1 protein-coding gene is annotated in these 1089 nt (G+C 70.4%); it reads left to right on the forward strand.

The window, feature by feature from the left end; genetic code table 11:
* The first annotated feature begins 684 nt into the window (after positions 1-684).
* On the forward strand, positions 685-954 hold the full coding sequence (locus tag ACIQTP_RS47010; RefSeq protein ID WP_403412412.1) for a hypothetical protein: 270 nt from the start codon (positions 685-687) through the stop codon (positions 952-954).
* The last annotated feature ends 135 nt before the right edge of the window (positions 955-1089 follow it).

The following is a 1089-nucleotide window of genomic DNA, read 5'->3' on the forward strand; positions in this document are numbered from 1 at the left end:
CGAACGGCGCGCCGATCTCCACCAGGGCCTGCTCGAACTGGCCTGCAGCCTCATATGCCTCCGCCGCCTTCGGACCTCATTCTGAAACGAGCAGTAACCAGCGCGAAAAAGTACGGGGTGCTGGGCGGGCCGGGAGCGCTGCGGCCCCGGAGCCAGTCGCTCAGGCTCGACCTGCTGGTGCTTTCGCCCTCGAGCTGCAGCAGTCTGTCCTGCACGGGCTCGCCGGCGGCCTCGTACAGCGCCCGCAGCGCTTCCGCGAAGCGCGCGAGTGCCGGACCGGAGGCGGCCACGCTCTCCTCCTCCCTGTCCCAGCAGCCAGACAGGTACTGGGCGGAAAACTTGTGCCATGGGGGCTGACCAGCGTAGCGGCCTTCCTTCGGCGCCGCGGGACATCGCCGGAAACCTCCCGGAGAACGCACAACAGACCGGTCACCGACCGGCCGACACAAGTGCCGGGCGCGTCCTTTGGGAGGTAACGAGCTGTGTCTGTACTGTCCGCGATGCACCACGAGGGTGCTGTGATCGCCGCACTGCGGCTGCCCGAGGTGCGGGGGAGCCGGCCATGAGCCTCGTCTTGATGCGCTCCCGGAGTTCCTCGGCAGCCTGGCCGCGGCCGCGGCCATCGGCGCCGCACGGGGAGTCCGCCAGCGGCGCCGGGGCCGGATGATTCCGTCCCCCTACAGCATGCTCCGGCACAAGTCGCACTACATGAAAGAGGCGAACGACCAGTCTGGGCCGGACCCCGCGCCGAGTACCGAGACGCCTACGGTCCGCTGCTACACGGCGCTCGGGAGCACGATCGCCGACGGCAGCACGGCACGGATCACCAGCACTCGGCTCGCTGGTAGCACGGTCCTCTGCGTGATCGTCGGGCCTGTGGAGTGGTTCGAGTTGACCAGCGCGCGTCTGGGGGACGGCACGTATGCGGCCGAGCCGGTCGACGGGTCCCTGTAATCGCCGGAGCGGGGGGGGGGCCCCCCGGGGGGGGGCCCCCCCGGGGGGGCGCGGATAGGGAATAATTAGAAGCCAGACGGGGCGGCCCCACGCCCGCAGCGGGTTAAAACGCGCCCCGAAACCCCCCCCCCCCAG

It is taken from the genome of Streptomyces sp. NPDC090798 (assembly GCF_044768965.1).
Lineage (GTDB): Bacteria > Actinomycetota > Actinomycetes > Streptomycetales > Streptomycetaceae > Streptomyces.